The sequence below is a fragment of the Microcella flavibacter genome (assembly GCF_012530535.1).
GTDB classification, from domain to species: Bacteria; Actinomycetota; Actinomycetes; order Actinomycetales; family Microbacteriaceae; genus Microcella; species Microcella flavibacter.
Genome location: NZ_CP051299.1, coordinates 123,076 through 148,675 on the forward strand (window position 1 = coordinate 123,076; position 25,600 = coordinate 148,675).

Below are 25,600 nucleotides of genomic sequence, written 5' to 3' on the forward strand. Positions count from 1 at the left end.
GCTCCGCTCAGGCGAGGTGCGGCAGAACCTCGGCCGCGATGAGGTCGAGGTGGTCGAGATCGGTCATGTCCATCGTCTGCAGGTACAGCCGGTCCGCGCCGAGGCCGACGAGGCCCGCCGCCTTCTCGACGACCTGCGCGGGCGTGCCGACGAGGCGGCCGCCGTGGTCCGAGTCGGGGTCGATGCCCGCGGCCGCGCAGCGGCGGCGCACGTCGGCCTCGTCGGCACCGACGACCGTCGGCCAGGCGACCGACATGCGCAGGGTCGCCGGGTCGCGCTCCTCCTCGACGCAGATCGCGCGCACGTTCGCGAACTTCTCCGCGACCGTGGCCGGGTCGACGAAGCCGATGTTGAACTCGGCGGCGTAGCGCGCGGCGAGCTGCGGCGTCCGGCGGGCGCCGCCCCCGCCGACGATGACGGGCAGCGGGCTCTGCACCGGCTTGGGCAGGGCGGGGGAGTCGACGAGCTGGTAGTGCTCGCCCTCGAAGCCGAAGGTCGCCCCGGCGGGGGTGGCCCAGAGGCCCGTCACGATCGCGAGCTGCTCCTCGAGCATCCCGAACCGCTTCTCGGGGAAGGGGATGCCGTAGGCGGCGTGCTCGGCGGCGTACCAGCCGGTGCCGAGGCCGAGCTCGGCGCGGCCGCCCGACATGGCGTCGACCTGCGCGACCTGGATGGCGAGCAGGCCCGGCACGCGGTACGTGGCGGAGGAGACGAGGGTGCCGAGGCGGATGCGCGAGGTCTCGCGGGCGAGCCCGGCGAGGGTCGTCCACGCGTCGGTCGGGCCGGGCATCCCGTCGCCGTCGCCCATGACCATGTAGTGGTCCGAGCGGAACCAGCCGTCGAAGCCGAGCGCCTCGGTGCGCTGCGCGTGGGCGAGCTGGGTGTCGTAGCTCGCGCCCTGCTGCGGCTCGGTGAAGATGCAGATCTGCACGCCAGACCCCTTTCCGGGGACGAGCCTAAACCGGGCGGACCCCTCAGCCGCCGAGCGCCCGGGCGAGCAGCAGCATGATCGGGATGCCCGCCACCAGATTGAACGGGAACGTCACGCCGAGGCTCGCGGCGAGCGGCAGAGCGAGCGGCACCTCGGGCAGCGCGACCCGCACCGCCGCCGGCGCCGCGATGTAGGAGGCGCTCGCGCACAGCACGCCGAGCACCGCGGCCCCGCCGACGCCCATGCCGATGGCCGTGGCGGCGACGACGCCGATCGCCCCCGCGAGCAGGGGGAAGGCGAGGGCGAACACGAGTAGGCCGAGGCCGCCGCGGCGGGCCGCGCGCAGCTGCGCCCCCGCGGCGAGGCCCATGGCGAGCAGGAACAGCACGAGCACGCCGGGGAAGGCGTCGACGACGAGCGGGGCGATGGGCGCCATGCCCTCGGGCCCGAGCACGGTGCCGATGGCGATGCCGCCGACGAGGAGGACGACCGAGGTGCCGGTGAAGACCTCGTGCAGGGTGCGGCGCAGCGGGGCGGGCGCGGGTGCGTCGCGGTGGTCCCCGTCGTGGCGGCCCGCATCGCTCCGGTCCGCGTCGCTCCGACCCGCATCGCTCCGACCCGCGCCGACGAGGACGGGGCTGCGGCGCGCGACGGCCGCCGTCGTGCGGGGGGCCCGGCGGGCGAGCAGGATGCCGACGATGATGCCGGGCACCTCGAGCACGGCGAGCAGCGCGGGTGCGTATCCCGGAACGGCGACGCCCGCGGCGGCGATCACGGCCAGCGCGGCGGTGAAGGTGACGAGCGAGGTCGAGCCGTAGTGGGCGGCGATCGCCCCGCGCTCGGCGCGATCCAGCCGCGTCAGCAGGCGCAGGGCGCCGAAGGCGAGCACCGGGATGACCACCCCGAGCGCGGCCGCGAGCACGAGCGGCCCTGCGATGGTCGCCGGCTCCTCGGCGCGCAGGGCGACGCCGCCCTTGATGCCGATCGCGAGCAGCAGGTAGAGCGAGAGCCCCTTGACCATCGTCTCGGGCACGGCGAGATCGGAGCGCACGGCGACGGCGGCCATGCCGAGGAGGAAGGCCAGTACGGCGGGGGAGAGCAGGGTGGCGGTGAGCAGATCGATCGGCACGGCGGGCTCCTGGGGGAGGGGGCGGGCGTCGGCCTCATCGACGACAGATGAAGCAGTCTTCACCTGTCGGGCGACATTACATGAACTGCACTTCATGTGTAAAGCGGTGCCGGGTGCGGGAGGATGGGGTGTGGCCGCCTGGACCTTCCTCACCCATCACGCGCACCTGCTGCTCGAGGTGGCGAAGAACCCCGACGCCCTCGTGCAGGAGCTCGCCGATGCCGTCGGCATCTCCACCCGCGCCGCCGTGTCGATCCTCAACGACCTCGAGGCCTACGGCTGCGTCGAGCGCGAACGGCGTGGGCGCCGCAACCACTACGTCGTGCACCGCTCGGCCGCGCTGCGGCATCCGACCAATGCGGCCCACACGGTCGGCGAGCTCATCGACGCGTTGACCGACCTTCGCTGAGCCGGCGCGGACCGACCCGCGTCGACGCGCCGGCGCTCCGAGCCGGGCTCAGCGCCCGACCGCCGGCGTGCGACGTCGACGCCGGAATACCGGCTCCGCCTCTGCGAGCTCGTCCTCGGTGGCGATGCGGAAGGGAGGAGCGCCGGGCACTTCGACGGCGTGCGCCGCCTGGCCGCGCGTCGCCCGAAGGCTCGCGACGATCGACACCGTGATGATGACGGCCACGACGGCGAGGGAGACGCTCGTGGGGATCTTGTACACGTCGAGCAGCAGCATCTTGATCCCCACCCAGATGAGCACGAAGGCGAGTCCGAGCTTGAGGTAGATGAAGCGGTGGATGAGGTCGGCGAGCAGGAAGTACATCGCCCGCAGGCCGAGGATGGCGAAGGCGTTCGCGGTGAACACGATGAAGGGCTCGCTCGTCACGCCGAAGATCGCGGGGATGGAGTCGACGGCGAAGATGATGTCGGTCACCTCGACGAGCACGAGCACGGCGAGCAGCGGGGTCGCGACGATGACGCCGGCCTTCCGGATGAGGAACCTCTGCCCGTGGTACGCGTCGGTCATCGGGACGAAGCGCCGGAACGCCCGCAGGATCCTGGAGTTCTCGACATCCATGTGCTGGTTGCGCTGACGGATCATGACGTAGCCCGTGTAGAGCAGGAAGGCCGCGAAGACGTAGAGGATCCAGGAGAACTGGTCGATCAGCACCGCGCCGAGCGCGATGAAGATGGCGCGGAAGACGAGGGCGCCGAGCACTCCGAGGAAGAGCACCCGGTGCTGGTACTCCCGCGGCACGCCGAAGAAGGCGAAGATGATCGCCCAGACGAAGACGTTGTCGACCGCGAGCGACTTCTCGATCAGGTATCCGGCGTAGTACTGCTGACCGAACTCGGCCCCGAACTCCCACCAGATGTACCCGCCGAACGCGACCCCGAGGGTGACCCAGACGATCGACCACGCGGCCGCCTCCCGCACGCTGATCACATGGGCCTTGCGATGGGCGACGAGGTCGAGGGCGAGCATGGCGAGGATGACGCCGAGGACGGCGAACCACAGCCAGAGGGGGATGTCCATGAGGAGCTCCTGAAAAGTCGATGAGGCGATTCAGGAGGTCTTTCCCGGCCGGACTGCGGGATCTCGGCCCGTGGCGCCGGATCCGTACGTACGGATCGGAGTGACGACGCCCCGCGGATCGGGGATACTCCCCTCCGAGAAAGAGTGAAGCACACTTCACCTGTCCTGCGCAAGCGGCCCGGTTCCGGATGGAGACCCGAGCCCGCACGCCACAGATCTTCCCCACTGTCAACCCACTGCCGCGCCCGCGCCGCGCGCGCCAGTGTCGTACGGTGCACCCCTCCCGACTCGCCGCGGCGCCCGCCCCGCCCGGCCCCCTCCTCTCGCTCCTCCTCGCCGACCCGCCGAGCGCCGCCACGACCGGCGGCGACCCGACCAGCGGGGTGGATGCGGCGCTCGCGCTCGCGCAGCGCCTCGGCGCCGCCCGTCCCGCCCCGGGTCGCCCCGGCACGCGCGACCTGTGGGAGGCGCTCGCGACCCTCGCGGCTGACGACCTCGCCCTCGCCCGCGCCGTCGAGCCGCACCTCGACGCGGTCGCGATCCTCGACGACGCCGACCCCGCGGCCGTCATCGTCGGCGCCTGGGGCGTCTTCGCGGCCGAGGGCGGCGACGATCCGCTGACCGCCGAGCACGTCGATGGCGGCTGGGTGCTCACCGGAACGAAGCCGTGGTGCTCGCTCGCTGACCGGCTCGACGGGGCGCTCGTGACGGCGCGGGTCGCGCCGGCGACTGCGTCGGGGACCGCGCCGGCGGCCGACGCGCCCGCTGCCGCCGGCGACCGCCGCCTCTTCGCCGTCGCGCTCGGCGCGGCCCGCGCGGCCGGCACCGCGCACGCCGCGCCCGGCGGCTGGGTCGCGCGCGGGCTCGTGGAGATCCCGAGCGGGCCTGTGCGATTCGCCGGCACTCCCGCCACCGCGGTCGGCGACCCCGACTGGTACACCGCGCGCCCCGGCTTCGCCTGGGGCGGCATCGGCGTCGCCGCCTGCTGGTACGGCGGAGCCCTCGGCGTCGCCCGCACCCTGCGCGCCGCCGTGCGCGAGCGGCACGAGCCGCACGCCGAGGCGCACCTGGGCGCCGTCGACGAGGCGCTGCAGTCGGCCCGCCGGGCGCTCGACGAGGCCGCGGCGCTCGCCGAGCCGCCGCGCGACGGCGAGGCCGCCCGCCCCCTCGACCGCGACCAGGTGCGCCTGCTCGCGAAGCGCGTGCGCGCCACCGTCGCCCGCGCCGTCGACGAGGTGCTGCACCGCGCCGGCCGCGCCCTCGGCCCCGCGCCGCTCGCCCTCGACGCGGCGCACGCCAAGCGGGTCGCCGACCTGCAGATCTACGTGCGCCAGCACCACGCGGAGCGCGACCTCGCGTCGCTCGGCCGCTCGATCGCGGACGGCGGCGGATCATGGTGAGCTTCGACCACCGCGAGCCGGGCACGAGCGAGCAGCGCTGGGCGGCCGACGGCCGCCTCGCCACCCGCCCGCTCCTGTCGCTCGACGAGATCGACGCGCTGATCGTCTTCGCGGCGCACCCCGACGACGAGACGCTCGGCGCCGGCGGACTCATCGCGGCCTGCGCCGCGCGGGGCCTGCCGGTGCGCGTCGTCGTCGTCACCGACGGGGCCGCCGCGAGCGCGCATCCCGATGCCGGTCTCGTGGCCCGTCGCTCGGCCGAGCTGGCCGCGGCGATCGCCGAGCTCGCCCCCGACGCCGTGATCGACGAGCTCGGCTTCGCCGACGGCGGCACGCTCGAGGATCGCGAGGCGATCCGGGATGCCCTGCGCCCGCTGCTCGCCGACGCGGGCCCGCGCACCGCCGTCGCCGCCCCCTGGCGCGGCGACGGCCACCGCGACCACCGGGTCGTCGGCGAGGTCGTGGCCGGGCTCGCCGACGGAGCGGTGCTGCTCGAGTACCCCATCTGGATGTGGCACTGGGCGAGCCCCGACGACGCGGTCGTGCCCTGGCCGCGCATGGTCTCGCTCGCGGTCGACGTCGAGGCGAAGGCCCGCGCCGTGGCGCGCTACCCCTCGCAGACGCAGGGCGCGGAGCCGCAGCTCGGCCCGCACGTGCTCACGCGCTTCGCCCGCGAGCGCGAGCTGTTCGTCGTCGAGACGCCGATCATCGGCGAGAGCTACTTCGACGACATGCTGCAGCGCCGCGACGATCCGTGGGGGTTCGAGTCGCGCTGGTACGAGCGGCGCAAGCGCGCGCTCACGCTCGCCTCGCTGCCCGACGAGCGCTACGGCTCGGCCCTCGAGATCGGCTGCTCGATCGGGGTGCTCACCGCCGACCTCGCCGCGCGCTGCGACGACCTGCTCGCCGTCGACATCTCGGGCCGCGCGGTCGACCGCGCGCGCCTGCGCGTCGCCGGCGCCGCGCGCATCGAGCACCGCAACGCCGTCGTCGACTTCCCCGAGGGGGCGTTCGACCTCATCGTGCTGTCCGAGATGGGCTACTACTGCAGCGAGGGCGACCTCGAGCAGCTGCTCGACAGCATGCTCGCCGCCCTCGCCCCCGGCGGCTCGATCCTCGCCTGCCACTGGCGGCACCCCCTCGACGACGGCCCGCTCACCGGCGACCGCGTGCACGCCGCCCTGGCGATGCGCGACCTGCCGCTCATCGTCCAGCACGCCGAGGACGACCTCCTGATCGACATCTACTCGCCCGACGACCGCTCGGTCGCGGTGCGGACGGGACTGCTATGAGACGCATCGGAGTGGTCGTGCCCGCGCGCGACGAGGAGGACCTGGTCGAGCGCTGCCTGCGCTCGGTCGTCACGGCGGCCGAGGCCGTCGTGGGCGCCGAGGTGGTCGTGGTGCTCGTGGCCGATGGATGCACCGACCGCACCGCCGCGATCGCCCGCACGATCCCCGGCGTCGAGGTCATGGTCGTACGGGCCGCGGGCGTCGGCGCCGCCCGCGAGCTCGGCGCCCGCCGCGCCATCGCGCGGGGCTGCTCGTGGATCGCCTGCACCGACGCCGACTCGGAGGTGCCTGCCGCGTGGCTCGTCGAGCAGCTGCGCCTCGAGTCGCTCGGCTGGGACGGCATGATCGGCACGGTGCGCCCCGACGTCGCCGACCTCAGCGAGGTCGAGCAGGAGCACTGGCTGGCGACCCACCACCAGGGGCACCCGAACGGCCACGTGCACGGCGCCAACCTCGGCGTGCGCACGGCCTCGTTCGTGCGCGTCGGCGGGTTCCGCGCGCTCGCCGAGCACGAGGACGTCGACCTGGTCGAGCGCCTGCGCGCCTCGGGCGCCTGGCTGATCGACTCGGACGAGGTCGAGGTGACGACCTCGGGTCGCCGCGAGGGCCGCACGGTCGGCGGCTACGCCGGGCACCTGCGGCGGGTCGCCGCGATGCTCGGCGACATGGATCCGGCGGTCGTCTAGCCCGGCTAGAAGAGTGTTGGGGCCGTCGCCGGCGCACGTTCTGCGCGGGTGAGAAGGTCGAAAAAACGATGGTTCACGAAGAGCATGTGCTTACCGACGCGCAGAGCCAGGAGAATATTCGCGTCGCTCAGGAGTCGAAGCCATTTCGTGGCGGTCGGTCGAGAGACGCCGCAGCGATCCATGACCGTGGAAATACGGCAGTAAGGCTGTTCGAACAGCACGTCGAGCAGGTCGGCGTTCGCTCTACTGGGCAGGATCGAGCGCAGTTCGCCCTGCATCTCACGATGCACCGTCTGAATGTCATCGATCTTCTCGATGGTCGAGAGCGCCGTCTCCCGGACGGCATCCAGCATGAAGGACGTCCAGTCCTCCCACGCCTGCTCCGCCGTTACCGCGAGAAGCAGCCGGTAATACTCGGCCTTGTTCTGAATGATGAACCGGGACATGTAGAGCACGGGTTCGCGGAGGAGACCCCGCTCGACGAGCACGAGGATGTTGGCGATCCTCCCGGTTCGCCCATTCCCGTCCGCGAAGGGGTGAATCGCTTCGAACTGGTAGTGCGTCAGCGCCATGGCGACGAGAGGGTCGAAGGACTGGGCTGTGTGGAGAAAGCGCGTCATCTCACCGAGGCGCTCGTGCAGGAGCGCCTGTCCTTCCGGCGGAGTGTAGATGGCCGCTTTCGTCACGGGGTTGCCGACGAACGTGCCGGGGAGATCGCGGACTCGCATGTCGCGCCCGTGAATCGTGGAGCAGACATCGATGAGCGTCTGAGTGGACAGGGGGCGTCGGCGCACGCTCTCCACCCCCTCGAACAGAGCCTGCCGGTATCGCAGAGCTTCCTTCGCCTCGGGCCGTGCTGAATCTGCGCCGAAGTTCTCCGCGGCGAACAGCTCGTCCGCCGTCGTAACGATGTTCTCGATCTCCGAGCTCGCTTGTGCTTCGAGAAGGGGGATCGCGTTCAGGAGAACGGTGGGATTCGGAATTCGCTGAGCTGCTTGGTCGAGGCCCGCGAGTGCGGCCCGAGCCTCGGCGACGAGCTTGAGAACACGTTTCGACTCGACATCCTTGGCAGGCGGGAGGTCGGGCAGGTCGTTGAAGGGCTCACCCGCGTTCCATGTCATGGTGAAAGTGTATGCACACATGCGGCCGACGTGTAAAAAATACTCCCTAAGTTTTACATGACGCGCTCACGTTCGCCGCGGCACGACGGCCCCGGCGCATCCACCACCACAGGGATGCGTCGGGGCCGTCGCCGGCCGCGCGCGGAGGCGCGGCCGCGGGATCAGCCGCGCGGGACGAGCCGCTGCAGCTGCGTGACGTGGGCGGGCTCGAGCTCGTCGAGCGAGGTCACGCCGAGCAGACGCATGGTGCGCGCGATCTGCTCGCCGAGGATGCCGATGGCGCGGTCGACGCCGTCGCGCCCGCCCGCCATGAGGCCGTAGAGGTAGGCGCGGCCGATGAGCGTGAAGCGCGCGCCGAGGGCGACGCTCGCCACGATGTCGGCGCCGGACATGATGCCCGTGTCGAGGTGCACCTCGGTGTCCTTGCCGACCTCGCGCACGACCTCGGGCAGCAGGTGGAAGGGGATGGGCGCGCGGTCGAGCTGGCGGCCGCCGTGGTTCGAGAGCGTGATGCCGTCGACGCCGAGGGCGGCGAGGCGCTTCGCGTCGTCGACCGTCTGCACGCCCTTGACGACGAGCTTGCCGGGCCACTGCTGCTTGATCCAGCGCAGGTCGTCGTAGGTGACGGTGGGGTCGAACATGGTGTCGAGCAGCTCGCCGACGGTGCCCGACCACTTCGAGAGGCTCGCGAAGGCGAGCGGCTCGGTGGTGAGGAAGTTGATCCACCACTCCGGGCGCGGGATGGCGTTGATGACGGTGCCCGCGGTGAGCTGCGGGGGGATCGAGAAGCCGTTGCGCTTGTCGCGCAGGCGCGCGCCGGCGACGGGCACGTCGACGGTGACGAGCAGGGTGTCGAAGCCGGCCGCCGCGGCCCGGTCGACGAGGGCCATCGAGCGCTCGCGGTCCTTCCACATGTACAGCTGGAACCAGTTGCGACCGTTCGGCCCGCCCGCCGCCGCGACGTCCTCGACGCTCGTCGTGCCCATCGTCGACAGCGAGAAGGGGATGCCCGCCGCGGCCGCCGCGGAGGCTCCGGCCACCTCGCCCTCCGCGTGCATCATGCGCGTGAACCCGGTCGGCGCGATGCCGAAGGGCAGCTCGACGCGCTTGCCGAGCACGTCCCAGCCGGTGTCGACGTGGCTGACGTCGCGCAGGATCGCCGGGTGGAACTCGATGTCCTCGAAGGCCTGCCGGGCGCGGGTGATGCTGATCTCGGCCTCGGCGGCGCCCTCGGTGTAGTCGAAGGCCGCCTTCGGGGTGCGCCGCTGCGCGATCGCGCGCAGGTCGGCGATCGTCAGCGCCTCGGTCAGCCGGCGCCGCTTGGCGTTGAGGTCGGGCTTCTTGAAGTTCATGAGCGGCGCGAGGTCGCGCGGGTTCGGGAAGCGTCTCTGCATGATCGGTCTCTCGGTCGAGGGCGGCGGGGTTAGGGCTGTCGGCGGGGTCAGGGCGCGCTGTGCGTGCGCAAATGCAGGAGATCGGCGACGATCGTCGGCGTGTCGCCGCAGGAGCTCGTCGTGTCGCGCGCGGATCTCCTGCATTCGTGCACGGCCGGGGCGGGACGGAACAGGGCGGGGGCGGTCACGGGGCGGGCCGGGTGGCGTCGTAGTGGCCGAGCAGGCGGTCGCGGGCTCCGGCGATGTGGGCGCGGGTGAGCTCGGCGGCGAGCTCGGCGTCGCCGGCGGCGACGGCATCCAGGATCCCCCGGTGCTGGGCGATGACGTCGTCGATGCCGAGCAGGCGGTGCGACTGCACCTGGCCCGTGCAGAGCTCGATCTCGCCCATGAGCAGGGCGTGCAGCTTGACGAGGCGCGGCGAGCGCTGGGCCTCCACGAGCGCGCGGTGGAACGCGATGTCGGCGCGCGCGAGCGGGGCGGTGTCGTCGCCGCCGGCGGCCTGCTCGAGCGCGCGCTGGGCGGCGAGCGCGGCGGCGGGCACGACCCCGTCGGCCGCGAGGGTGCGTAGGGCCTCGGCCTCGACGACCGAGCGGGTGGCGTAGAGGTCGACGATGTCGTCGCGGGTGAGCTCGGGAACCCGCGCGGTCTTATGCGCCGCGCGCCGCAGCAGCCCCTCGGCGACGAGCCGCTCGAGGGCGACCTTCGCGGTGGGGCGCGCGACGCCGAAGCGGTCGGCGATGGCCTGCTCGGTGACGGCGCTGCCGGGCGCTTCGCGCTGCGTGAGGATGCTCTCGCGCAGCGCCTCGTACACCGCATCGGGCACGGTGGTCACGGCCAGGGCCTCACTGCTCATGCCGCGACAGTAGCAGATTGTTATACAAGTGCACGAGAGGGCCGTGCGCGGTCGGACGGCCGGGAATCGCCTGCGCGCGCGGGCGCGCGGCGGGGGCCGCGACCGCTACGGTCGGAGCATGATGCCCCGCGCCGCCCGCCGCACCGCGACGATCCGCGCGGCGGTGCGCGCGTGAGCGCGGTGCTGCCCCGCTCCGGCGTCGTGCTGGGCGTCGCCTCGCTCGTGCTGGGCGAGGGCATGACCCCCGAGATCGGGCGCGAGGTCGTGCGGGCCGCCGTCGAGGCGGGCGCCGCGGCCATCGACACCGCCCGGGCCTACGCCACGGTCGACGACGACGCCGCGGGCGAGCGCCTGGCCGCGACGGCGCGCGAGGTCGAGCCGGGCATCCCGCTCATCACCAAGGCCGGGCACTTCCGACTGGGCACCGCCGCCTGGGACGCGGACGGCAGCGCCGAGCGCCTGCGCCGCGACGCCGAGCGCAGCCGCGAGGTCTTCGGCGCCCCGCCCTCGCTGCTGCTGCTGCACCGCGCCGACCGCGTCGACGACGTGCTCGCCTCGTTGCGGGTGCTCGCCGAGCTGCGCGACGAGGGCGTCGTCGAGGCGATCGGGCTGTCGAACGCCTCCGTCGAGCTGCTCGAGGCCGCCGCCGGCGTCACGACCATCGACGCCGTGCAGAACCGCCTCGGCCTCGGCGTCGACCCGATCGCCGAGTACCGCTTCTGCCACGAGCACGGCATCGACTTCCTCGCCTACGCGCCCTTCGGCGGGCCCCGCGCCGCGCCGCTCGCGACGCGCATCCCGCACGTCGCCGCCCTCGCGATGGGCCGCGGCGCCTCCATCCACCGCCTCGCGCTCGCCGCCATGATCGACGCGCTGCCCGGCCTCTGGCCGGTCATCGGCTCGACCCGGGTCGAGACGGTGCGCGACTCGATCGCCGCGAGGCACGAGGTCGTCGACGACGAGCTGCGCACGGCGTTCCGCGACGACCTGCGGTCGCGCGGGGTCGGGCTGTAGGGGCGGGGTCGGGCGGATGAGCGCTCTGCACGGGATCGATATCGCGGCCGAGCTGCGCCAGATGACGGAGTACTGGACGCCCCGCGTCGTCGGGCGCGTCAACGATCAGTACGTGAAGGTGGCGAGACTCAAGGGCGAGCTGGTCTGGCATGCGCACGAGGCCGAGGACGAGATGTTCCTCGTGGTCTCCGGGCGCTTGCGCATCCAGTTCCGCGACCGGGATGAGGTCATGCTCACCCCCGGTCAGTTCACCGTCGTGCCGCGCGGCGTGCAGCACAATCCGGTCGCCGACGATGAGGTCGAGATCGTCCTCATCGAGACGGTCACGACCGCCCACACGGGCGATGTCGTCGTCGACGCCACGGTGTCGATTGAGCGGCAACTCGGCGACCTCCGCTGAGGCGCGTCAGCCTCCGCTGCTCGCCCGCACGACGAGCTCCGGCTGGAACACCACGGTGCGCGGCTCGAGCCCGGAGTCGTCCGACTCCTCGAGCAGCATGCGCAGCGCGGTCGCGCCGATGAGGTGGCTGGGCTGGCGCACCGAGGTGAGCGGCACGACGGCCGCGGCGGCGAAGTCGATGTCGTCGTAGCCGACGAGGGCGATCTCGCCGGGCACGCGCACCGAGCCGGTCATGACGAGGGCCTGCAGCACGCCGACGGCGAGCAGGTCGTTGACGGCGAAGACGGCGTCGGGACGGGCATCCACCGATCGCGACAGCAGCTGCTCGCCGGCGCGGCGGCCGTCGAGCACGGTGAGCCCGTCGGCCTCGACGACCTCGATGGTCGCGTCGCTCACGCCGGCGGCGGCGCGGCGGGCCCCGGCGAGGCGATCGGCGACCTGCCGGATGCCCGGCCGGCCCACGAGCACGGCGATGCGCCGCCGACCCTGCTCGAGCAGGTGCCGCACCGCGAGCTCGCCGCCCGCGACGTCGTCGACCGAGACCGACGACAGCCCGGATCCGGCGACCGAGCGGTCGACCACCACGGTGGGGGTGCCGCGCGACCGCAGCCGCGCGAGGCGCTCGCTCACGTCGCCCAGCGGCGAGATGAGCACGCCGCGCACCCGCTGCTCGTCGAAGAGGTCGAGGTAGGCGGCCTCGCGTTCGGGGCTCTCGTCGCTGTTGCCGAGGATGACGGCGAGGCCGTGCTCGGCGGCGGCGTCCTCAGCCCCGCGGGCGAGCTCGGTGAAGAAGGGGTTGCGCACGTCGAGCACGACGAGGCCGACGGTGCCGCTGCGGCCGGCGCGCAGCTGGCGGGCGGCGTCGTTGCGCACGAAGCCGAGCTCGGCGATGGCGGCGTGCACGCGCTCGACGGTGGCGGGGGTGACGCGCTCGGGGCGGTTGAGCACGTTGGAGACGGTGCCGACGGAGACGCCCGCGCGCTGCGCGACGTCTCGGATGCCGGGGGCGACCATGCCCCCACCGTAGCGCTCGCGAGGCCCGCCCGCCCTTGACGTGGATCGTTTCATCTGCCATAAATGAAACGATTCACTCTGCGCCGCACGGCGCCGCCCCGTCCGTTTGCACCACCGCACCGAGAGCAGCAGCGTCAATGACGACCTTCGACCAGATCACCGACCGTCTCGCCGCCCAGGCGATCGAGCTCCCCTCCTGGGCCTTCGGCAACTCGGGCACCCGGTTCCGCGTCTTCGGCACGCCCGGCACGCCGCGCGACCCCTTCGAGAAGATCGCCGACGCCGCCCAGGTGCACGCGCACACCGGCCTCGCCCCGAGCGTCGCGCTGCACATCCCGTGGGACGAGGTGGACGACTACGGGGTGCTGCGCGCCCACGCCGAGGAGCACGGCGTCGCGCTCGGCACCATCAACTCGAACACCTTCCAGGACGAGGAGTACAAGTTCGGCTCGCTCGCCGCGAGCGACCCGACGGCCCGTCAGCGCGCCATCGATCACCACTTCGACTGCATCGACGTCATGCACGCCACGGGCTCGCGCGACCTGAAGATCTGGCTCGCCGACGGCACGAACTACGCAGGGCAGGACGACATGCGGCGCCGACAGGACAACCTCGCCGAGAGCCTCGCCACGATCTACGCCCGCCTCGGCGACGAGCACCGCCTCGTGCTCGAGTACAAGTTCTTCGAGCCGGCGTTCTACCACACCGATGTTCCCGACTGGGGGACGAGCTACGCGCAGGTGGCGGCCCTCGGCGACAAGGCGATGGTGTGCCTCGACACCGGCCACCACGCGCCCGGCACCAACATCGAGTTCATCGTCATGCAGCTGCTGCGCCTCGGCAAGCTCGGCTCGTTCGACTTCAACTCGCGCTACTACGCCGACGACGACCTCATCGTCGGCTCGGCCGACCCCTTCCAGTTGTTCCGCATCATGGTCGAGGTGGTGCGCGGCGGCGGGCTCGACGCCGACTCCGGCGTCGCCTTCATGCTCGACCAGTGCCACAACGTCGAGGAGAAGATCCCCGGCCAGATCCGCAGCGTGCTCAACGTGCAGGAGATGACCGCCCGCGCGCTGCTCATCGACCGCGAGGCGCTCGACGCGGCGCAGCGCGCGAACGACGTGCTCGGCGCGAACGGCATCCTCATGGACGCCTTCTACACGGATGTCCGGCCGATGCTCGCCGAGTGGCGCGCGTCGCGCGGCCTGCCCGCCGACCCCATGGCCGCCTACGCCGCGAGCGGCTACTACGACCGCATCGTCGCCGAGCGCGTGGGCGGGACGCAGGCGGGGTGGGGCGCGTGAGAGTCGCGTTCCGCCTGCGCGTGCGCCCCGAGCTGCTCGACGAGTACCGCGCCGTGCACTCGCCCGTGCGCCGCGAGATGCTCGAGACGATCGCCGCGAGCGGTCGGCGCAACTACTCGCTCTTCCTCGACGAGTCTGACGGCACGCTCTTCGGCTACTACGAGGTCGACGATGACGCGGCCGCGCAGGCCTCGCTCGCCGAGAGCCCCGTCGCCTCGGCCTGGGAGGCCGAGATGAGCCGCTTCTTCCTGCCCGTCGACGGCGCCGCGCCCGACGACTCAGCCCCCGGCCGCGCCGACCAGGCCGCCTGCCGCCTCACCGAGGTCTTCCACCTCGCCGACCAACTCGAAAGCGCCTGACGCCATGACCTCCGATAGCCCGAATTCCGCGAAGCACGACCTCATCGCCCGCTCGAACCGCCTCGGCGCCGAGCCCCACATCACCAACTACGCCGGCGGCAACACCAGCGCCAAGGGCGTCGAGACCGACCCCGTCACGGGCGAGCCCGTCGAGCTGCTGTGGGTGAAGGGATCCGGCGGCGACCTCGGCACCCTCACCGAGCAGGGCCTCGCGGTGCTGCGCCTCGACCGCATGCGCGCCCTCGTCGACGTCTACCCCGGCCTCGAGCGCGAGGACGAGATGGTCGCGGCCTTCGACTTCTGCCTGCACGGCAAGGGCGGGGCGGCCCCCAGCATCGACACGGCGATGCACGGTCTGGTGGATGCGCCCCACGTCGACCACCTGCACCCCGACGCGGGCATCGCGATCGCGACCGCGGCCGACGGCGAGCAGCTCACGGCCGAGATCTTCGGTGGGAGGGTCGTCTGGGTTCCGTGGCGCCGGCCCGGATTCCAGCTCGGCCTCGACATCGCCGCCGTCAAGGAGGCGAACCCCGACGCGATCGGCTGCATCCTCGGCGGCCACGGGATCACCGCCTGGGGGGAGACGAGCGAGGAGAGCGAGCGGAACAGCCGCTGGATCATCGACACCGCGCAGGCGCACATCGACGCGCACGGCGACGCCGCGCCGTTCGGCGGGGAGCGCGCGGGCTTCGGGCCGCTGAGCGCCGACGAGCGCCGGGCGAAGGCCGCGGCGCTCGCACCCACGATCCGAGGGCTGGCCAGCCACGACCGCCCCATGGTGGGCCACTTCAGCGATGACGATCGGGTGCTGCACTTCCTCGCCAGCGAGAAGGCCCCGGCGCTCGCCGAGCTGGGCACGAGCTGCCCGGATCACTTCCTGCGCACGAAGGTCAAGCCGATGCTGCTCGACCTGCCCGCCGACGCGGGGGTGGAGGAGAGCATCCAGCGCCTCACGGAGCTGCACGAGCAGTACCGCGCCGATTACACGGCGTACTACGCGCGCTGGAGCTCAGAGAATCGCGATAGCGATTCCGCGACGCCAGCGCCGAGCGAGCCTGCGAGCGAGGTTCGCAACTCGTGCCCGGCGATCCGCGGCGCCGACCCGCTCATCGTGCTCGTGCCGGGCGTCGGCATGTTCAGCTTCGGCGCGAACAAGCAGACCGCGCGCGTGGCCGGCGAGTTCTACCTCAACGCCATCAACGTCATGCGCGGCGCCGAGGCGCTCAGCACCTACGCGCCGATCAGCGACGCCGAGAAGTTCCGCATCGAGTACTGGGCGCTCGAGGAGGCCAAGCTGCAGCGCATGCCCACGCCGAAGAGCCACGCCACCCGCGTGGCGCTCGTCACGGGCGCCGCGAGCGGCATCGGCAAGGCCATCGCGACGCGCCTCGCGGCCGAGGGAGCGTGCGTCGTCATCGCCGACCTCGACCTGGAGAAGGCCCAGGCCGCGGCGGCCGAGCTCGGCTCGAGCGACGTCGCGATCGGCGTGCAGGCGAACGTCACCGACGCCGCCGCCATCGATCGGGCGATCCAGGATGCCGTGCTCGCGTTCGGCGGCATCGACATCGTCGTGAACAACGCCGGGCTGTCGCTCTCGAAGCCGCTGCTCGACACCACCGAGGCCGACTGGGATCTGCAGCACGACGTCATGGCCAAGGGCTCCTTCCTCGTCTCGAAGGCCGCCGCGCGCGTGCTCATCGATCAGGGTATGGGCGGCGACGTCATCTACATCTCGAGCAAGAACTCGGTCTTCGCCGGCCCCAACAACATCGCCTACTCGGCGACGAAGGCCGACCAGGCGCACCAGGTGCGGCTGCTCGCCGTCGAGCTCGGCGAGCACGGCGTCAAGGTCAACGGCATCAACCCCGACGGGGTCGTGCGGGGCTCCGGCATCTTCGCGAGCGGCTGGGGCGCGAACCGCGCCGCGACCTACGGCGTCGACGAGCAGGACCTCGGAAAGTTCTACGCGCAGCGCACCATCCTCAAGCGCGAGGTGCTGCCCGAGCACGTCGCAAACGCGGTCGCCGTGCTGACCGGTCCCGACCTCTCGCACACCACGGGCCTGCACATCCCGGTCGACGCGGGCGTCGCGGCCGCGTTCCTGCGGTAGTCGTGGCGGGCATCCACGGCGGGGCCGAAAGCGGGGCCATCCACGTCGCCGCCGTCGACCTCGGCGCGACGAGCGGCCGCGTCATGCGCGCGATCGTGACGGCCGAGCGCGTCGAGATGGTCGAGGTCGCGCGGTTCCCGAACGGACCGATCGAGCGCGCCGACGGACTGCACTGGGACATCGAGGCGCTGCGCGGGCACATCATGGCCGGGCTGCGGCAGGCCTTCGCCGACGACCCGCTCATCACCTCGGTCGGCATCGACTCGTGGGCCGTCGACTACGGCCTGGTCGCCGAGGGGGCGCTGCTGGGCGAGCCGTTCCACTACCGCGATGATCGCTGCGCCGCCGGGGTGGATGCGGTGCACGCCGTCGTGCCGCCCCGCGAGCTCTTCGCCCAGACGGGCCTGCAGCACCTGCCCTTCACCACGGTCTTCCAGCTCGCCGCCGAGATCCCGGAGCGGCTCGCCGAAGCCGAGCACCTGCTGCTCATCCCCGACCTCGTGGCGTTCTGGCTCACGGGCCGCGCGGTCGCCGAGGTCACCAACGCCTCGACCACGGGGCTGCTCGACCCCCGCACCCGCGCGTGGAACGAGGCGCTCGTCGAGCGCCTCGGCCTGCCGCGCCGCCTGCTGCCCGCGCTCGTGCACCCGGGGGAGACGATCGGGCCGCTCACGCCCGCGGCTGCGGAGGCCCTGGGGGCGCCCGAGGGGCTCGTGGTCACGGCCGTCGGATCCCACGACACGGCCTCGGCCGTCGCGGCCGTGCCGTTCGCGCGGCGCGAGGCCGCCTACATCAGCTGCGGCACCTGGGGGCTCGTCGGGCTCGAGACGGAGCATCCCGTCATGACCGACGCGGCCTACGCGGCGAACTTCACGAACGAGGGCGGCGTCGACGGGCGCACGCGCTTCCTGCACAACGTCATGGGGCTGTGGCTGCTGAGCGAGTCGGTGCGGGTGTGGGAGGCCGCCGGCGAGCGCATCGACCTCGGCGCGCTGCTGGCCGAGGCGGCCGCCGTGACCGGGCCGGTGCCGGTGTTCGACGCGAACGACCCGCGGTTCCTGCCGCCGGGCGACATGCCGTCACGCATCGCCGCGGCGCTCGCGGAGCAGGGCGCCGAGGTTCCCGCCACGCGTGCGGCCTTCGCCCGCTGCATCGTCGAGAGCCTCGCCGTCGCGTTCGCAGCGGCGGTGCGCACGGCCTCGGAGCTCGCCGACCGCCCGGTCGAGGTCATCCACCTCGTCGGCGGCGGCTCGCTCAACCACCTGCTGTGCCAGCTCACCGCCGACCGCGCCGGGATGCCCGTGCTCGCCGGCCCCGTCGAGGCCACCGCCCTCGGCACCGTGCTCGTGCAGGCCCGGGCGTACGGGCTCGGCGGCACGCTCGAGAGCCTGCGGGCCCTCGTCGCGCGGTCGCACCCGCCGCAGCGGTTCGCGCCGCGCGGCTAGAGTCGCCCCGGGCGCCGCGCCGCGCATCCCGCACCCCCGACCGGAAGGCCCCGCATGCTCAGCCCCACCCCGATCACCCTCGGCAGCTCATCGCTCGGCACGCGGGGCGACGCCGATGAGATCGCGGCGCTCGCCGACGCGCTGCTCGCGAGCGAGCTCGGCGACGTCGACACCTCGAACAACTACGCCGGCGGGCGCAGCGAGGCCGAGCTCGGGCTGGCGCTCGCCCGCCGCGGCGGCCTCCGCCCGGGCGGCCGGCTCTACTCGAAGGCCGACGCCGACGCCGAGGGCCGCTTCGACGGCGACCGCGTGCGCCGCTCGATCGAGGAGTCGCTCGGTCGCCTCGGCCTCGACCATCTGCCGATCTACCACCTGCACGACCCGTACACGATCACCCTCCAGGAGGGCATGGCCGCCGACGGCCCCGTCGCCGCGCTGCTGCAGCTGCGCGACGAGGGCGTCATCGACGCGATCGGCATCGCGGCCGGCCGGACGCAGCTCGTGCACGACTACGTGCTCACCGGCGCCTTCGACGCCGTGCTCACCCACAACCGCTTCACGCTCGTCGACCGGCAGGCGCTGCCCCTGATCCGGGATGCGCGGGAGCGCGGCATGACCGTCTTCAACGCGGCGCCCTTCGGCGGCGGCATCCTCGCCAACGGCACGGCCGAGACGTACGGCTACCGCTCGCCGAGCCCCGAGTTCCGCGCGCACATCGACGCGCTGCGCGCCCTCGCGCGGGAGCACGGCGTCGACGTCGCCGCCGCGGCCCTGCACTTCTCGCTGCGGTCGTCGCTCGTCGACTCGACCGTCGTCGGCATCAGCTCGCGGAGTCGACTCGACCAGCTCGCCGAGCTCGTCGCGGCCGAGGTGCCGGAGGAGTTCTTCGACGCGGTCGAGGCGATGGGCGAGCCGCCGGCGAGCCCGAACGACTAGCGGGCGCCGCGGCCCGTCGCGCTCAGGCGCCCGGGCCGGGCAGGATCATCCAGCGGCCGGGCGTGTGCAGCGGCTCGAATCCGACCCCGGCGTAGACGCCGTGCGCGTCGGCGGTCGCGAGCATCGTGCGCTTCACGCCGAGCGCGCGCACCTGCTCGGCCGCGAAGCGGGCGAGTCCCGAGCCGATGCCGCGGCCGCGGGCATCCGGTCGCACGTAGACGTCGCAGAGCCAGGCGAAGGTGGCCCGGTCGGTGACGAGCCGCGCGATCGCGACCATGCCGCCGGCCTCGCCGTCGCCGTCGGCTGTCCCGTCCGAGCCGGCCCCGTCGGGCTCCTCGACCGCGACGAGCGGGATCGAGTTCGCGAAGGCGCGATCCTGCAGCTCGCGGCTGCGGCCGAGGGCCCAGTACGCGTCCTCCGAGAGCCAGTGGTGGGCGAGCGCGAGGTCGACGTCGGCGGGGTCGGTGGAGTAGCGCACGGTCATCCCGGCATTGTCCTCCGTTCTTCGGGGTCGGCCGGACCGGGAAGCGCGGGAGCGGCCGGACCCGGACCTGCGGGAAAGCGCTTTCTGGCCTAGGCTGGCAGTCCGATCGCTCGAGGAGGAGCACGCTCGTGACCGACAGCAGCCCGCGCCGAACCACCCCCGACGCCCCCCGCCCCCGCTACGCGCTGCTCGGCGCCGGCTCGCGCGCGCAGATGTACATCGGCGCCCTCGCCGGGCTGCACGCCGGCCGCGGCGAGCTCGTCGCCTGGAGCGACACCAACGACGGCCGGCTGGACTACGCCGAGCGCACCATGACCGGCGCCGGGCATCCCGCCCCCGCTCGATTCGCTCCGGATGCCCTCGCCGAGGCGATCGCCGAGCACCGGGTCGAGCGGGTCATCGTCACGAGCCCCGACCACACGCACGCCGCTCACATCGTCACGGCCCTCGAGGCCGGGGCCGACGTCATCGTCGAGAAGCCGCTGACGATCGACGAGGCGGGCGTCGCGGCGATCGCCGACGCGGTCGAGCGCACGGGGCGGCAGGTCATCGTCACGTTCAACTACCGGTACTCGCCGCGCAACAAGGCGCTCAAGCAGCTCATCACCTCCGGCGAGATCGGCACCGTGACGAGCGTGCACTTCGAGTGGGTGCTCGACACGGCGCACGGAGCCGACTACTTCCGGCGGTGGCACCGGCAGAAGGCGAACTCGGGCGGGCTGCTCATCCACAAGTCCTCGCACCACTTCGACCTCGCCGGCTGGTGGATCGACGACGTGCCGCGCCGCGTCTACGCCAGCGGGGGGCTGCGCTTCTACGGCGCCGACAACGCCCGTGCGCGCGGCCTCGGCGAGCGCCCCGAGCGGGGCAGTACCGACTCGCCGCTGCGCGATGCCTTCAGCCTCGACCTGCGCGCGGACGACAAGATGCGCGAGCTGTACCTCGAGAACGAGCACCTCGACGGCTACCTGCGCGACCGCGACGTCTTCGACGAGGGCATCACCATCGAGGACAACCTGGCGCTCATCGTCGACTACTGCGGCGGCCCCACCATGACGTACTCGCTCAACGCGCACGCCCCGTGGGAGGGCTACACGGTCGCCGTCAACGGCACCGAGGGCCGGGCCGAGCTCACCGTCGTCGAGCGCGGCGCCGTGCTGCTGGACGAGGACGGCCGCGCCGTCACCGACCCGAGCGCCCGCCCCGACGGCGTCGTCGACGACGAGTCGCGGCCGATGAGCGAGACGCTCGTCGTGCAGCGGCACTTCGAGGCGGCCCGCGAGGTGCCCATCGACGAGCCCGAGGGCAGCCACGGCGGCGGCGACGCCCCGCTGCTGCGCGACCTCTTCGACGGACCGGGCGAGGATCCGCTCGGCCTCGTCTCGACGTGGGAGGACGGCGTGCGGGCGGTGTCGGTCGGCATCGCGGGCAACGCCTCCCTGGCCTCGGGCGGCCCCGTCGTCATCGGCGAGCTGGCGTTCGGCGCCGCGGCCCGCTGCGTCGCGCCGGGAGCGCGCGGGGCGCGGGAGACGCACGGAGCGCGGGAAGCGCACCGCGCATGAGCCGCATCGTCGTCACCGGCGGCGCCGGCCGCCTCGGCCGCAGCGTCGTGCGCGGCCTCGCCGAGCACGGCCACGAGGTCGTGTCGATCGACCGCGGCCGCGCCGCCGGCCTCGAGGTCGAGCAGCTCGAGCACGATCTGTCGGATGCCCCGGCCACCGCCGCGCTGCTCTCGAGCATCCGGCCCGAGCGCATCGTGCACCTCGCCGCCATCGCCGTGCCCTTCAGCGCACCCGACGCCACGATGATGGCCGTCAACACGGGCCTCGCCTTCTCGGTGCTCGAGGCCGCGCTCGCCTGCGAGGCCGAGTCGATGCTCGTCGCGAGCAGCCCCACCGTGATCGGCTACGGCGCCCCGGGCGGCTGGTCGCCGACGAGCCTGCCCATCGACGAGCGCCACCCGACCGCCCCCTGGAACGGCTACGCCCTCTCGAAGGTCGCCCTCGAGCAGCTCGTCGCGATGGCCGCCCGCGCGCACGGCGACCGGCTGCGCATCGGCGCCTTCCGCCCCTGCTAAGTCATCGCGCCCGAGGAGTGGGCCGGCGCCCCCACCCAGCAGGGCCACACCGTGCTGCAGCGCCTCGCGAACCCTGCGCTCTCGGCCGTCGCCCTCTTCAACTACCTGGATGCTCGCGACGCGGCCGACTTCGTGCACGAGTGGGGCGAGCGCGCGTCGGACGTGCCGAACGGCGAGGTGCTCTTCGTCGGGGCGGAGGACTCGCTCGTGCGCGAGCCCGTGCCCGAGGCCCTGGCGCGGCTCGTGCCCGGAGCGGCCGCGCACGCCCTCCGACTCGGGCCCACCGATCCGGTCTTCTCGAGCGCCCGCGCGCGCGAGCTGCTCGGCTGGCGGCCGCGGCGCTCGTGGCGCAGCGAGCTGGGCGAGGCGGAGCATCCCGCAGTCGCGCCCGAGCCCGCTCTCGCAGGATCCCCCTCGTCATCTCACGGAGAGAAGCACCCCTCATGACCTTCGCCTTCCCCGCCGGCGTGCTGTTCTTCCCCGTCACGGCCTTCGACGCGGCCGGCGAGGTCGACGCCACGACGACCGCCGCCCACATCGCGGCGGGCGTCGAGGCCGGGGCCGCCGGGGTCTTCGCGGCCTGCGGCACGGGAGAGTTCCACGCCCTCGGCACCGAGGAGTACGGCGCCGTGCTCGCCGTCGCGCGCGACGCGGTCGCCGGGCGGGTGCCGCTCGTCGGCGGCGTCGGCGGGCCGCTCGGCCACGCCCGCGCCTGCGCGCGCCTCGCGGCCGAGCACGGCGCCGAGGCGCTGCTCGTGCTGCCGCCGTACCTCGTCGGCGGCACGCAGGCCGGGCTCGTCGCCTACGTGCGCGCGATCCTCGACGCCGCCGAGCTGCCCGTGATCCTGTACCACCGCGGCTCGGCGCAGTTCACGCTCGAGTCGATCACCGAGCTGCTCGCCGACCCGCGCGTCGTCGGCATCAAGGACGGCGTCGGCGACGTCGCCCTCATGCAGCAGTTCGTGCTGCGCGCCCGCGAGCTCGGCCGCGACGACGTCACCTTCTTCAACGGGCTGCTCACCGCCGAGATGAGCCAGGCCGCCTACCGCGCCATCGGCGTCGAGCGGTACAGCTCGGCCGTCTTCGCCATGGCGCCCGAGATCGCGCTCGCCTACTACTCCGCCTACGCCGCGCACGACGAGGCCGGGCAGGCGCGCTGGCTGCGCGAGTTCTACGGCCCCCTCGTGCGGCTGCGCGACACCACGCCGGGCTACGCCGTCTCGCTCATCAAGGCGGGGCTGCGGCTGGGCGGCGCCGCGGTCGGCTCGGTGCGGGCGCCGCTCGTCGATCCGAGCCCCGCGCACGAGGACGAGCTGGCCCGGCTGCTCGCGCACGGGCGCGAGCTGGCGACGGGTGCGGCGAGCGCGACGGCTCCGGTGACCGCGGGCTCGTGACGGGCATCCCGAGCACCCCCACCATCGCGCGCGTGCGCACGCGCCGCCTCGTCGCGCCGCTGACGCGCCCGTGGGCGGCCGACGTCACCGTCAACCACGTGATCGTCGTCGACGTCGCGCTCTCCGACGGCAGTCTCGGCCACGGCTTCACCTGGACCCCCTCGATCGGCGCGAGCGCGGTGCACGCGATGATCGACGACGAGCTCGTGCCCCGAGCGCTGGGGCGGCCCGCCGATCCGGAAACCCTGTGGATGGAGCTGTGGACGCTCGTGCACGAGGCGGGCGGCGGCGGCATCACGACGATCGCGCTCGCCGGGCTCGACCTCGCCCTGTGGGATGCCCGCGCGCGGTCGCGCGGCGTCGCCCTCGCCGATCTGCTCGGCCGGCGGCGGGATGCCGTGCCGCTGTACGGCTCCGGCATCAACCTGCACTACTCCGACGACGAGCTCGCGGCGCAGGCCCGCCGCTGGGTCGCGGCGGGCTACTCGGCCGTCAAGATGAAGATCGGCCGCCCCGAGCTCGACGACGATCTGCGGCGCATCGCCCTGGTGCGCTCGATCATCGGCCCCGACCGGGCCCTGCGGGTCGATGCGAACCAGCGGTGGGATCTCGACGCGGCCCGCACGGCCGCCGCCGCCCTCGAGCCGCTCGGCATCGACTGGCTCGAGGAGCCCCTCCGCGCCGACGACACCGCCGGCTACCGCGCGCTCGCGGCGAGCACGAGCATCCCGATCGCGGCGGGCGAGAACCTGCACACCATCCACCGGTTCCGCGACCTGCTCGACGCCGGCGCCCTGCAGGTGGCGCAGCCGAACGTCGTGCGGGTCGGCGGCGTCACGCCCTTCCTCGCCATCGCCGCCGAGGTCGTCGCTCGCGGCGCCCGCCTCGCCCCGCACCTGCAGCCCGAGCTCAGCGCCCAGCTCGCCCTCGCCCTCCCGGCCATCGAGGCCGTGGAGCGGGTGGAGGAGGGCGCGCTCGCCGACACCGGCGTGCTCGCCGGCCCGAGCCCCATGACCCTCGACGGGGCGGAGTCGCACCCGGCCGGCAGCGAGCCCGGCCTGGGCATCCGCTTCATCGACGACACGACATCCCAGGAGCAGCCATGACGCACCGCGACACCCTCGACGCCCGCCTCGCCCGCTCCCTCGCCGCGGCCGCCGCGATGCGCCGCTCGACCATCGCCGAGCGCGCCGCCTGGCTCGAGGCCGGCGCCGACGCGCTCGACGCGCACGCCGACGAGCTCGTCGCGCTCGCGGGGGAGGAGTCGCACCTGCCCGCCGGTCGTCTCACCGGCGAGCTCGCCCGCACCACGAACCAGCTGCGCCTCTTCGCCGTGGTCATCCGCGAGGGCTCGTGGCTCGAGCTGACCATCGACCACGACGACGCGACCACGGTGCCGCCGACGCCCGACCTGCGGCGCATGCTCGTGCCCCTCGGGCCGGTGGCCGTCTTCGCGGCGAGCAACTTCCCCTTCGCGTTCTCGGTGGCGGGGGGCGACACGGCGTCGGCGCTCGCCGCGGGCAACCCGGTCGTCGTGAAGGTGCACCCCGGGCATCCCCGTCTCAGCGACCGCGTCGCGACCGTGCTGCGTGACGCGCTCGTCGCGGCCGGCGCCCCCGAGGGCGTGCTCGAGACCGCGGCGGGGCGCGAGGAGGGCACCGCGCTCGTGCAGCACCCCGCGATCACGGCGGTCGGCTTCACCGGATCGATCCCGGGCGGGCGCGCGCTGTTCGACCTCGCCGTGTCGCGGCCCGACCCCATCCCCTTCTACGGCGAGCTCGGCAGCCTCAACCCCGTCGTCATCACCCCGGCGGCGATCGCCGCGCGCGGATCCTCGCTCGCCGAGGGCCTCGTCGGCTCGTTCACGCTCGGCGCCGGCCAGTTCTGCACGAAGCCGGGCGTCGTGCTCGTGCCGGCCGGGTCGGGCTTCGCCGAGAAGGTCGCGTCGGGGGCCGAGGCCGTCGCCGCGCAGCCCATGCTCATGCCGCGCATCGCCGAGGGCTTCGAGACCATCGCCGCGCAGCTCGCCGCCGTCGAGGGCGTGCGCACGCTCAGCCCCTCGCTGCCGAGCGCCGTCGAGCAGGGCGGCGCGACCCCGCTCGTGCTGGCCGCCCCCGCCCGTTCCGTTCTCGCGGCCCCGGATGCTCTGCTCGAGGAGTGCTTCGGCCCGGCCGTGCTGCTCGTGGAGTACGCCGACGAGGCCGAGCTGCACGCCGTGCTGCGCGCTCTGCCCGGAGGGCTGACCGCCACCCTGCACGCCGAGGAGTCGGACGACGCCGCGACCACGATCGCGCTGCTCGAGGCCGTCGCCGGCCGCGTGCTCTTCGCCGGCTGGCCGACGGGCGTCGCCGTGTCGTGGGCCCAGCACCACGGCGGGCCCTGGCCCGCGACGACCTCGCTCTTCACCTCGGTCGGGGCCACCGCGCTGCGGCGCTGGCTGCGGCCCGTCGCCTACCAGCAGGCGCCCGAGTCGCGCCTGCCGCTCGAGCTGCGCGAGGCGAACCCGCTCGGCCTGCCGCGCCGCGTCGACGGCGTGCCGCGCCCGGCCTGAGCGGCGCACCGACCCGGCCTAGCCGCGCACCTTTCGCAACTTTCAGCCTCGGCGGCGAGACTCGCGGGGCGAGCCGCGCGAACTCGCGCATCTACGGGCCGAGAGCGGGCATCCCGCGCCCGTTACCCCTTCGCAATATGTTGGGCTTGACTGCAAACCAGGCCCGACGTATATTCGCCATGTCCACATCACTTTCGGCGGAGTAGCCGAAACTTTC

25 protein-coding genes are annotated in these 25,600 nt (G+C 73.5%); 17 read left to right on the top strand and 8 right to left on the bottom strand.

All coding sequences use genetic code 11. The features are described from left to right. Window positions 1–7: 7 nt before the first annotated feature. Together HGB54_RS00570 and HGB54_RS00575 are read right to left on the bottom strand one after the other, a co-directional pair. Complete coding sequence (locus HGB54_RS00570) at window positions 8–931, bottom strand: LLM class F420-dependent oxidoreductase (RefSeq protein WP_168914726.1); 924 nt, start codon at window positions 929–931, stop codon at window positions 8–10. A gap of 43 nt (window positions 932–974) precedes the next feature. After that, window positions 975–2,060 (bottom strand): sodium-dependent bicarbonate transport family permease, encoded by a 1,086-nt coding sequence (locus HGB54_RS00575; RefSeq protein WP_168914727.1) that lies wholly within the window; start codon window positions 2,058–2,060, stop codon window positions 975–977. Between the two features lie 130 nt (window positions 2,061–2,190). Between HGB54_RS00575 and HGB54_RS00580 the strand changes: the two genes are divergently transcribed. Further along, window positions 2,191–2,469 (top strand): helix-turn-helix transcriptional regulator, encoded by a 279-nt coding sequence (locus tag HGB54_RS00580; RefSeq protein WP_228545863.1) that lies wholly within the window; start codon window positions 2,191–2,193, stop codon window positions 2,467–2,469. A gap of 48 nt (window positions 2,470–2,517) precedes the next feature. Here HGB54_RS00580 and HGB54_RS00585 read toward each other — a convergent pair whose 3' ends face one another. After that, a complete protein-coding gene (locus HGB54_RS00585) occupies window positions 2,518–3,546 on the bottom strand; it encodes a TerC family protein (RefSeq protein WP_168914729.1) in 1,029 nt (342 codons plus the stop codon). A gap of 272 nt (window positions 3,547–3,818) precedes the next feature. On the opposite strand from HGB54_RS00585, the gene HGB54_RS00590 reads away from it, so the two are divergent. Genes HGB54_RS00590 through HGB54_RS00600 form a run of 3 tightly spaced genes read left to right on the top strand, consistent with a single transcriptional unit; the run spans window position 3,819 to window position 6,924 of the window. Then, a complete protein-coding gene (locus HGB54_RS00590) occupies window positions 3,819–4,946 on the top strand; it encodes an acyl-CoA dehydrogenase (RefSeq protein ID WP_228545864.1) in 1,128 nt (375 codons plus the stop codon). Beyond that, a complete protein-coding gene (locus HGB54_RS00595; RefSeq protein WP_168914730.1) occupies window positions 4,940–6,238 on the top strand; it encodes a PIG-L family deacetylase in 1,299 nt (432 codons plus the stop codon). The genes HGB54_RS00590 and HGB54_RS00595 overlap by 7 nt, the downstream gene beginning before the upstream one ends. Continuing rightward, a complete protein-coding gene (locus tag HGB54_RS00600) occupies window positions 6,235–6,924 on the top strand; it encodes a glycosyltransferase (RefSeq protein ID WP_168914731.1) in 690 nt (229 codons plus the stop codon). Before HGB54_RS00595 ends, HGB54_RS00600 begins: the two co-directional genes overlap by 4 nt. A gap of 5 nt (window positions 6,925–6,929) precedes the next feature. On the opposite strand, the gene HGB54_RS00605 is transcribed toward HGB54_RS00600, so the two are convergent. The 3 genes from HGB54_RS00605 to HGB54_RS00615 form a co-directional block, all read right to left on the bottom strand. After that, a complete protein-coding gene (locus HGB54_RS00605) occupies window positions 6,930–8,045 on the bottom strand; it encodes a Fic family protein (protein ID WP_168914732.1) in 1,116 nt (371 codons plus the stop codon). Window positions 8,046–8,206: 161 nt separating this feature from the next. Further along, window positions 8,207–9,439 carry an alpha-hydroxy acid oxidase gene (locus HGB54_RS00610; protein WP_228545865.1) on the bottom strand — a complete coding sequence of 411 codons (1,233 nt, stop codon included), beginning with the start codon at window positions 9,437–9,439 and terminating at the stop codon, window positions 8,207–8,209. 184 nt (window positions 9,440–9,623) lie between these two features. Then, entirely contained in the window at window positions 9,624–10,292 is a 669-nt protein-coding gene (locus HGB54_RS00615) for a GntR family transcriptional regulator (protein ID WP_168914733.1), read from the bottom strand. A gap of 171 nt (window positions 10,293–10,463) precedes the next feature. Between HGB54_RS00615 and HGB54_RS00620 the strand changes: the two genes are divergently transcribed. Together HGB54_RS00620 and HGB54_RS00625 are read left to right on the top strand one after the other, a co-directional pair. Next, window positions 10,464–11,306, top strand: a complete 843-nt coding sequence (locus HGB54_RS00620) for an aldo/keto reductase (RefSeq protein WP_168914734.1) — start codon at window positions 10,464–10,466, stop codon at window positions 11,304–11,306. A gap of 16 nt (window positions 11,307–11,322) precedes the next feature. Next, entirely contained in the window at window positions 11,323–11,706 is a 384-nt protein-coding gene (locus HGB54_RS00625) for a cupin domain-containing protein (protein WP_168914735.1), read from the top strand. 6 nt (window positions 11,707–11,712) lie between these two features. Here HGB54_RS00625 and HGB54_RS00630 read toward each other — a convergent pair whose 3' ends face one another. After that, window positions 11,713–12,720, bottom strand: coding sequence for a LacI family DNA-binding transcriptional regulator (locus HGB54_RS00630; protein WP_228545866.1), 1,008 nt, complete (start codon window positions 12,718–12,720; stop codon window positions 11,713–11,715). A 137-nt stretch (window positions 12,721–12,857) separates the two neighbouring features. On the opposite strand from HGB54_RS00630, the gene rhaI reads away from it, so the two are divergent. The 5 genes from rhaI to HGB54_RS00655 are packed head-to-tail and all read left to right on the top strand — an operon-like array spanning window position 12,858 to window position 18,877. Beyond that, on the top strand, window positions 12,858–14,024 hold the full coding sequence (rhaI, locus tag HGB54_RS00635) for an L-rhamnose isomerase (RefSeq protein WP_168914736.1): 1,167 nt from the start codon (window positions 12,858–12,860) through the stop codon (window positions 14,022–14,024). After that, window positions 14,021–14,383: an L-rhamnose mutarotase gene (locus HGB54_RS00640; protein WP_168914737.1), complete on the top strand. Its 363-nt coding sequence runs from the start codon at window positions 14,021–14,023 to the stop codon at window positions 14,381–14,383. Before rhaI ends, HGB54_RS00640 begins: the two co-directional genes overlap by 4 nt. A gap of 4 nt (window positions 14,384–14,387) precedes the next feature. Further along, complete coding sequence (locus HGB54_RS00645) at window positions 14,388–16,496, top strand: bifunctional aldolase/short-chain dehydrogenase (RefSeq protein WP_168914738.1); 2,109 nt, start codon at window positions 14,388–14,390, stop codon at window positions 16,494–16,496. Between the two features lie 2 nt (window positions 16,497–16,498). Continuing rightward, window positions 16,499–17,941 carry a rhamnulokinase gene (locus tag HGB54_RS00650; RefSeq protein ID WP_228545867.1) on the top strand — a complete coding sequence of 481 codons (1,443 nt, stop codon included), beginning with the start codon at window positions 16,499–16,501 and terminating at the stop codon, window positions 17,939–17,941. 54 nt (window positions 17,942–17,995) lie between these two features. After that, on the top strand, window positions 17,996–18,877 hold the full coding sequence (locus HGB54_RS00655) for an aldo/keto reductase (RefSeq protein ID WP_168914739.1): 882 nt from the start codon (window positions 17,996–17,998) through the stop codon (window positions 18,875–18,877). A gap of 22 nt (window positions 18,878–18,899) precedes the next feature. Here HGB54_RS00655 and HGB54_RS00660 read toward each other — a convergent pair whose 3' ends face one another. Then, on the bottom strand, window positions 18,900–19,361 hold the full coding sequence (locus HGB54_RS00660; protein ID WP_168914740.1) for a GNAT family N-acetyltransferase: 462 nt from the start codon (window positions 19,359–19,361) through the stop codon (window positions 18,900–18,902). A 128-nt stretch (window positions 19,362–19,489) separates the two neighbouring features. Here HGB54_RS00660 and HGB54_RS00665 point away from each other — a divergent pair, with 128 nt between their 5' ends. The 6 genes from HGB54_RS00665 to HGB54_RS00685 are packed head-to-tail and all read left to right on the top strand — an operon-like array spanning window position 19,490 to window position 25,383. Then, complete coding sequence (locus tag HGB54_RS00665) at window positions 19,490–20,923, top strand: Gfo/Idh/MocA family protein (protein ID WP_228545868.1); 1,434 nt, start codon at window positions 19,490–19,492, stop codon at window positions 20,921–20,923. Next, window positions 20,920–21,438, top strand: a complete 519-nt coding sequence (locus tag HGB54_RS12550; RefSeq protein ID WP_228545869.1) for an NAD-dependent epimerase/dehydratase family protein — start codon at window positions 20,920–20,922, stop codon at window positions 21,436–21,438. Before HGB54_RS00665 ends, HGB54_RS12550 begins: the two co-directional genes overlap by 4 nt. A 51-nt stretch (window positions 21,439–21,489) precedes the next feature. Next, window positions 21,490–21,885 carry an NAD-dependent epimerase/dehydratase family protein gene (locus HGB54_RS12555; protein ID WP_228545870.1) on the top strand — a complete coding sequence of 132 codons (396 nt, stop codon included), beginning with the start codon at window positions 21,490–21,492 and terminating at the stop codon, window positions 21,883–21,885. After that, the gene (locus HGB54_RS00675; RefSeq protein ID WP_168914741.1) at window positions 21,882–22,832 is read left to right on the top strand and encodes a 5-dehydro-4-deoxyglucarate dehydratase; all 951 of its coding nucleotides are present in this window, start codon (window positions 21,882–21,884) and stop codon (window positions 22,830–22,832) included. Before HGB54_RS12555 ends, HGB54_RS00675 begins: the two co-directional genes overlap by 4 nt. Then, the gene (locus tag HGB54_RS00680; protein ID WP_168914742.1) at window positions 22,829–23,938 is read left to right on the top strand and encodes a mandelate racemase/muconate lactonizing enzyme family protein; all 1,110 of its coding nucleotides are present in this window, start codon (window positions 22,829–22,831) and stop codon (window positions 23,936–23,938) included. Before HGB54_RS00675 ends, HGB54_RS00680 begins: the two co-directional genes overlap by 4 nt. Further along, window positions 23,935–25,383, top strand: coding sequence for an aldehyde dehydrogenase (NADP(+)) (locus HGB54_RS00685; protein WP_168914743.1), 1,449 nt, complete (start codon window positions 23,935–23,937; stop codon window positions 25,381–25,383). The genes HGB54_RS00680 and HGB54_RS00685 overlap by 4 nt, the downstream gene beginning before the upstream one ends. The last annotated feature ends 217 nt before the right edge of the window (window positions 25,384–25,600 follow it).

Coding starts and splice junctions, on each gene's coding strand:
- HGB54_RS00655 (WP_168914739.1), top strand. CDS start 17,996: ATGCTCAGCCCCACCCCGATCACCCTCGGCAGCTCATCGCTCGGCACG.
- HGB54_RS00685 (WP_168914743.1), top strand. CDS start 23,935: ATGACGCACCGCGACACCCTCGACGCCCGCCTCGCCCGCTCCCTCGCC.
- HGB54_RS12550 (WP_228545869.1), top strand. CDS start 20,920: ATGAGCCGCATCGTCGTCACCGGCGGCGCCGGCCGCCTCGGCCGCAGC.
- HGB54_RS00605 (WP_168914732.1), bottom strand. CDS start 8,045: ATGACATGGAACGCGGGTGAGCCCTTCAACGACCTGCCCGACCTCCCG.
- HGB54_RS00615 (WP_168914733.1), bottom strand. CDS start 10,292: ATGAGCAGTGAGGCCCTGGCCGTGACCACCGTGCCCGATGCGGTGTAC.
- HGB54_RS00645 (WP_168914738.1), top strand. CDS start 14,388: ATGACCTCCGATAGCCCGAATTCCGCGAAGCACGACCTCATCGCCCGC.
- HGB54_RS00660 (WP_168914740.1), bottom strand. CDS start 19,361: ATGACCGTGCGCTACTCCACCGACCCCGCCGACGTCGACCTCGCGCTC.
- rhaI (WP_168914736.1), top strand. CDS start 12,858: ATGACGACCTTCGACCAGATCACCGACCGTCTCGCCGCCCAGGCGATC.
- HGB54_RS00675 (WP_168914741.1), top strand. CDS start 21,882: ATGACCTTCGCCTTCCCCGCCGGCGTGCTGTTCTTCCCCGTCACGGCC.
- HGB54_RS00600 (WP_168914731.1), top strand. CDS start 6,235: ATGAGACGCATCGGAGTGGTCGTGCCCGCGCGCGACGAGGAGGACCTG.
- HGB54_RS00585 (WP_168914729.1), bottom strand. CDS start 3,546: ATGGACATCCCCCTCTGGCTGTGGTTCGCCGTCCTCGGCGTCATCCTC.
- HGB54_RS00625 (WP_168914735.1), top strand. CDS start 11,323: ATGAGCGCTCTGCACGGGATCGATATCGCGGCCGAGCTGCGCCAGATG.
- HGB54_RS00610 (WP_228545865.1), bottom strand. CDS start 9,439: ATGCAGAGACGCTTCCCGAACCCGCGCGACCTCGCGCCGCTCATGAAC.
- HGB54_RS00630 (WP_228545866.1), bottom strand. CDS start 12,720: ATGGTCGCCCCCGGCATCCGAGACGTCGCGCAGCGCGCGGGCGTCTCC.
- HGB54_RS00595 (WP_168914730.1), top strand. CDS start 4,940: ATGGTGAGCTTCGACCACCGCGAGCCGGGCACGAGCGAGCAGCGCTGG.